Origin of the sequence: Lachnoclostridium sp. Marseille-P6806 (assembly GCF_900625025.1) — a bacterium.
In the GTDB taxonomy this organism is placed as follows: domain Bacteria; phylum Bacillota; class Clostridia; order Lachnospirales; family Lachnospiraceae; genus CAG-791.
Genome location: NZ_LR130602.1, coordinates 1 through 5,957, shown reverse-complemented (window position 1 = coordinate 5,957; position 5,957 = coordinate 1). Strand labels below are relative to the sequence as shown.

At 49.4% G+C, this 5,957-nt stretch carries 6 protein-coding genes and 1 pseudogene; all 7 read right to left on the bottom strand.

Annotated elements, in window-relative coordinates; genetic code table 11:
- Positions 1 to 205: 205 nt before the first annotated feature.
- The gene (locus tag E0E20_RS13705; RefSeq protein WP_130838726.1) at positions 206 to 685 is read right to left on the bottom strand and encodes a hypothetical protein; all 480 of its coding nucleotides are present in this window, start codon (positions 683 to 685) and stop codon (positions 206 to 208) included.
- A gap of 113 nt (positions 686 to 798) precedes the next feature.
- A complete protein-coding gene (locus E0E20_RS13700) occupies positions 799 to 1,704 on the bottom strand; it encodes an MBL fold metallo-hydrolase (protein ID WP_130838725.1) in 906 nt (301 codons plus the stop codon).
- An 11-nt stretch (positions 1,705 to 1,715) separates the two neighbouring features.
- Positions 1,716 to 2,147 carry a hypothetical protein gene (locus tag E0E20_RS13695; protein ID WP_130838724.1) on the bottom strand — a complete coding sequence of 144 codons (432 nt, stop codon included), beginning with the start codon at positions 2,145 to 2,147 and terminating at the stop codon, positions 1,716 to 1,718.
- A 9-nt stretch (positions 2,148 to 2,156) separates the two neighbouring features.
- A complete protein-coding gene (locus tag E0E20_RS13690) occupies positions 2,157 to 2,951 on the bottom strand; it encodes a class I SAM-dependent methyltransferase (RefSeq protein WP_130838723.1) in 795 nt (264 codons plus the stop codon).
- 39 nt (positions 2,952 to 2,990) lie between these two features.
- The gene (locus tag E0E20_RS13685) at positions 2,991 to 3,128 is read right to left on the bottom strand and encodes a hypothetical protein (RefSeq protein WP_207302887.1); all 138 of its coding nucleotides are present in this window, start codon (positions 3,126 to 3,128) and stop codon (positions 2,991 to 2,993) included.
- Between the two features lie 86 nt (positions 3,129 to 3,214).
- Positions 3,215 to 3,838 (bottom strand): class I SAM-dependent methyltransferase, encoded by a 624-nt coding sequence (locus E0E20_RS13680; RefSeq protein WP_130838722.1) that lies wholly within the window; start codon positions 3,836 to 3,838, stop codon positions 3,215 to 3,217.
- A 706-nt stretch (positions 3,839 to 4,544) separates the two neighbouring features.
- Positions 4,545 to 5,783, bottom strand: a pseudogene (locus E0E20_RS13675) (VirB4-like conjugal transfer ATPase, CD1110 family); the annotation flags it as partial.
- Between the last annotated feature and the right edge of the window lie 174 nt (positions 5,784 to 5,957).

Below are 5,957 nucleotides of genomic sequence, written 5' to 3'. Positions count from 1 at the left end.
CGCAGGCCGCCATATGAGCGGAAAAACCGTTGTTTTTCAAGGAACTACTCACGAACGCGCAGCGTTCAGGCACTAAAACGAGTCAATTTCGCCGTTTTCTATAGTACGGCGGATTGGGAAAGTATTATCTAAATTATTTTTGAATTCTTTACTGTTTCTCAAATCACCATATTCTAATGAGACAATTTGAACTCTTCGGGATATGCTAAAAAACCAGCACGATGATTCCGGCTACAATTGCTGCACCGGCAACCCAGATCAGTGTAAGAGCGCCTCTTTTTTTCAACACCTGCTTCCAGGTTTGAACAAATGGCAGTTCTTCGCATCCTGGCAATATCCAAAACCTGCTATGTCCTACCCATAGCTTGTCAATCACAATACCGTCATACCAGTTCATCACCTCTAAAAACAGCAATGCCAGCAGATAAGCTGTTTTGAAATCCGATACCTTATGCAACACACCGATGATAAGCACCAGTGCAGCCAACATGACAATATAAAACTCCGTCATAAAGATCTTCTGTTTGCGCCGCATCACTTCTTTTGTGGTCAGGCCTGTTTCAATGGCCCGGTCCTGTACAATTTTCGGATAAAAATACAACCCATCAATCGCTCCGCCTCTCACCGCATATTTCACCATTATTGTGAATAAAAGGCAGTACAGGGTTAATTCCAATACAATCATGGTTTCATCTCCACAAATAATTATGATTTTTCGCATTTTTGCGCTGCATCTCTAGGCATCCTGCGTATTCAAAACCAGTAATTTCATTGACTTACGCCTATAGTGCAGGCATTTCACCATCTGCTTTTTGAGATGTATCGTGTTTTCGCAAATCCTGCATTTGCTCTGCCGAGGAAAACTGTCCTTGCTTTCTCCTCCGTATCCTCCGTCTCATCGTAGCCATCATAGGGGGCCTTTGGGTCATGCGGTTTTTGCTTTCTCAGAGAATTGCAGACCTTATCCTTATAGCGAAAAGCAAACTCCAGATCGTCTGTCCAACCGGTGTGTCCTGTGATGATCTTCGGCCTCAGATTTCTGCTGCGAAGTTTGTGTTCCAGCGCGGCAAGAGACTTCTTTGCCAGTTCGTTATCCTCCGCAAGAGAGTTGATAAAGCTGTAGCCACCATCCGCGCCGAACCACAAGGTATCGCCCGTGAACAAGTATTCATCGTCGATTAAATAAACCATATGTCCCCAAGTGTGACCCGGACATAACATACACTCGATTTTAATACCGTCAATATGAAACATCTGCCCGTCAGAAAGCAGCACTTTCCGATTGTTGATTACCACCATTGGCAGCTTGTAGAGGCCAAAGATAACCTTGCGGCGTAGCTCCCCGGTCAGGTAACGATTTTCAATCTCCCCTATGTAAAGTGTGGCATCGGCAAACAGATGATCGCTATCTCGCTCCACTGCGCCGACATGATCGGTATCCTGATGGGTGATGAGGATATGCTTTATCCCAGCCGGATCGATATCCAGCCATCCCATCTTTTCACGCAGACGATCGTAGTTGTATCCGGCGTCGATCATAATCGTCGTGCCGTTTTTCGTGTAAAAGAATATGTTGGCGACCCACTCGCGAACACAAGCTACACGTTCATCGATCCGCCCGGTGTTCAGCGGCTTGAAGATCTCTTTCCCCCGATATCCCAGGCTCATGACTTTTTTCTGGAAGTTCGATGCTTTCTTTGACACAGCCCTGCTCCTTATTCCCCTAATAATTTGACCCACCTGCGTTGCCTGTGCGCATAAAACGCTTTTGCCCACAGCCAGATAAAGACCGTTTTCCAGCCCGCCATGATCTCCACTCGATCCGTATATTCCGTGCGATTGTCATCCAGCTCTGTCAGCTTTATCTCATGGTTCCACACGGGTACATGCTCGTTTTCCTCCCGGCTGTTGACGCCGTTTGGCGCGAATCGAACGATGTGGATCGTATGCGTGCAGAAGGGGATCACGCCAAAGAGGTGGAAACGATAGGCCGACGTACTCCCTGCCGTCCACTCTTGAACAGACTCACCCACCGGCTCAAAGGCGGCAAATGGCTTTGCGATATATGAAAGGGTTTCCGGCTGCTGCAGCTTTTGAAAAACAGCAGCACGTGACGCCGGTAAAATGGTGGTTCTCTTTACGATCACATCTGCTCCTTATTTTCTCCCGACAAGCAAAGTCGAGCCGGAAAGTCCGAGCCACGCAGCCTCTTTATGTCCCATAAACCTTCCGGCTGTGGTATCGATCAGACGCGCCTCTTCGTAGCCCTCTGCTTTTAGTTTTTTGATCAATTCATCCATGTCTCCGTAGCGCGGCTTGCTCATCAGATCATGAATGGCAAAGACGCCGCCCTTTTTCAGCACACGCAGCGTTTCCAGCAGAAGCTTTTGCTTATCCTGTCCTGTGATATTGTGATACACATAGTTGCTCGTCACCGCATCGAAGCTCTCATCCGGGAAGGGAAGCTTCACCGCATTGCCCTCCTCAAACCGCACATTGGATACTCCCTCCGCTCTTGCGTTGTCCTCACAGCGCTGCTTTGTAAACACGGCCTTGTATGCACCGCTCCAGATATCGCAGCCTACCATGTGCGCCTTCGGGTTCCTCTTTGCGCAGGCGATGGCCAGCGCGCCGCTTCCGCAGCCGACATCCAGACCAACACCTCCGTCAGGGATCCTTACATGCTCCGCCGTTCCCTCTACGATGGTTTTGGCAAGCTTTCTTTTCCCCTTGTAATCAAAGATCCTGTACAGTACCGTCATCCATACGGCAAAGAACAGCAGCACAAGCGTTCCGACGCCGAGAACAAGAGCACAGATGAACCGCGCCGTTCCATGCAGGATCAGCCCCGTTGCACCGAACAGTAGGAACAGGATAAATGTCAGGGCGGTTCCGGCAAACAGCCCCTTGAGCATACCTTCCGGCACCCAATTTTTGTAGTCAGGTTTCATTTTCTATTTGAACCTCCTTCCCTGTGTGGATATCGGCGGTCAGTATTCCATCGGCTTTTTGTCGAGTTTGATTTTGAAATCACAGAGATCGCCATCCTCAAAGCAGGTGTGTTCACGGAACAGCGGCACGCCGAGAACGCCGAACAGGACATAGTCCAAATTGCAGCGATATGTCATATATGTTTCATGTCTGCACTGCTTTGCAAAGTCAGCAAAGGACAAACCAGGTTGTGAAAGTTGAAATCATATTCCTCTCCCTTTTCTCACTTTCTCGCAAGGACCCTGATCCATGGCTTTGATCTGTGATGATCACTGATAACTTCGGAAAAGCCGACAGTGCGTAGTGGAGCCTCCAGTTCCTCAGCAGTATAGGCTTTCATACCGTCGATGATCTTTTCGAATTTTTGACTTGCCGCATCCTTCCCGTCCGATTCGTTGGAAATCAAAAAACATCCGCCGGGCTTCAGAACCCTGTAAACCTCGGAAAAACACTTTTCAAGCCCTGGCCAGAAATAAACCGTCTCAAATGCCGTAGCGAGATCAAACGACCCATCGGAAAAGGACAGCGCCGACACATCCCCCTGCCGGATCGTGCAGCGCCCTGCCGTAACCATTGCTTTATTGTATTCTTTCGCCTTTTCCACGGACAAAGGAGAATAGTCCACGGCGGTCACATGCGCCTGTGGGTATCTTTTGAGCAGTTCTCCGACATTTCTGCCCGCGCCGCAGCCAAACTCAACGATGTGAACAGGACTGATCTGCGGCAGATAGGATATCCCCCAATCCGCCATCTTTGCATGACCTGCATTCATGGTGCGGAGCATGAGCCTGCCAAGCCTGCCCTCCGGTTTTCTTGTCTGGTTGAAAAATTTTCTTAAAATTCCCATCTTATGCCTGCGCTCCTTTCCACTGGCGAATTGTCAAGATGTAGTTTTCTTTGTTCCTCATTGCTGAAAAGTCTCAAATGATAATGACAGCGGGCATAACAGATATGGTCAATATCCGCTTCGGTGATATGTTCAAAATTATGCATCGCCATCCCTAAAAATCATAAACAAGCGATATCCAATGGCCGCTCTCATAGAGACTCCATAAACCAGAAAATATCTCTATGAACCCTCTTCGCCAACGCTTTTTCAGTTGTGCATCCTCATCTCCGCACTGATATATGTTCCGGCTTTTCCGTGCCTCCCTGACCGGGAGCAATGATGTGGCATTGTCTCTTAAAATAAAGGAGACATAAGCTCATAAAGATTTTCTCCTGACACTATCATAGGCGTGATCAGAATGATGGTCGGGTCTTATCTATAGCCATACTCATTGATATGCATAACGATTCTATTCCTTGATTAGATATGACTAACTTATCGTTCTAAAAAATGCCGGTCTTCCCGGCACTGTTTAGGATTGCCATCCATCGTTTCATGTAGTTAGATTATGCTAACATATTACCATTTTATTTGTTATTTTTCAAGATTTACTGATAGCGTCGATAGCGTCAAGTTACTGTAGGACAGTAAGTGTCAGATCAAGCACCCTGTCCATTGAAAACTATATATCCCAGAGATGCCAGCGAATGGCCGCCGTCTTTCTGCCGCCCCGGTCCTGGATCTCCTGCACCTTAAAGGGCATGAACACCGCAAGGCTCTCCGTCGTAAGGGTGCGGAAAGCATTGATCCGCCTTGTGCCGATGGGCAGCACGGTATTGAGGCCGTCGTACTGCTGATACTTCAAGATCGCCAGCTGGCACATGTGCTTTCTGGCAATGGCAAGCACGGTCTCCGTATCAGCGTCCAGCTGCTCTTTGGTCTTTGCCGTCAGCACCAGCGTCAGGATGCCCAGCATCATCCGCTGGTCACGGGTGGTCAAATCGTCCAGAAACTCCTTGGCTTCTTTTCTCTGCAGCTCCATGTCATAGGGAACTACGGCGGAGAAGTTGTTGTTGGCGTTTTGTCTCCGCTGCCAGTTGGTGATGTTCGTCTCCACACCGAGCAGACGGTTTTCCACCTCCCGCACGGCCTCATCCGTGGGGATGGGCACGATGTCGATGGAGAGCATCAGGTTCCGGTTTAAGTCCGTCAGCTCCGTCACCATCTCGTCCTTGATGTAGGAGGCGTAGTCCTTCAGGTACAGCACCCGGCAGTACCGGCCGCCCAGCTTCAGGAAATCTTTTCCCTTCTCAATCCCGTCCGGGCAGATGTAGTCCCGGAAGTCATGGCCCTTCTTTATCATGTCGCGGGCGTCAAAGGAAAAATCCACTTCCTCCCCTGTGCGATAGAAGTCATGCAGGATGTGCAGGCGCTCCGTGGCATTAAGCTCTGTGCAGGAAGCCCCCAAACCCGCAAAGTGGGCGGCAAGATCCGCACCCACGCGGGCAAAATAGGCCCTCGCCTCCTCCACGTCCTTTCTGCCCACGGTGATCGTGACATACTTTTCCTGAATCAGCCCGTTGGCTCCGGTGGCCTTATCCAGCAGCATGGCGTTATATTCCTTGCGGAACAGATCCCGCGTATCTTCCTTCATGGGCATGAGGACGGACTGCTCGAAGCTGCGCTGATTGAGCGCCCGGTTGTTGATCGTGATCTTGGTGGTCGCCCCGGCATCCAGACTGTTTAAGAGCTCCGAATAGGAAAGGAACATGACTTCCTTATCCTCCCGACTGGCCACCAGATAGTTGATGTCGCTAAAGCGGTAGGTCTTGGAATACTTGCTGCCAATGAGAAAGATGCCGTCGTTCCAGATGCGGCGGATGGGGATCACATCCCGGATCTTTCGCGGCACCTTATATTTCTCTTTATCCTGCCTGAGCAGGTTTGTCAGTGTTTTGATCATACTTCTGATCACCCTCCTTTTCTCTGACGCTGATGGCGTCTTTTAAGACACTGTAACCTCAAATTTTACGTAATAGGTCGACTCCGAGCGTGTCCAGCACGTTCTTTGTCTTCTTCTGGATTGCGGAAACTTTGATTCCCTGTTTGTCTCCGTTGTCCACACGGTAGATGTTCT

Coding starts and splice junctions, on each gene's coding strand:
- E0E20_RS13705 (WP_130838726.1), bottom strand. CDS start 685: ATGATTGTATTGGAATTAACCCTGTACTGCCTTTTATTCACAATAATG.
- E0E20_RS13690 (WP_130838723.1), bottom strand. CDS start 2,951: ATGAAACCTGACTACAAAAATTGGGTGCCGGAAGGTATGCTCAAGGGG.
- E0E20_RS13685 (WP_207302887.1), bottom strand. CDS start 3,128: ATGACATATCGCTGCAATTTGGACTATGTCCTGTTCGGCGTTCTCGGC.
- E0E20_RS13680 (WP_130838722.1), bottom strand. CDS start 3,838: ATGGGAATTTTAAGAAAATTTTTCAACCAGACAAGAAAACCGGAGGGC.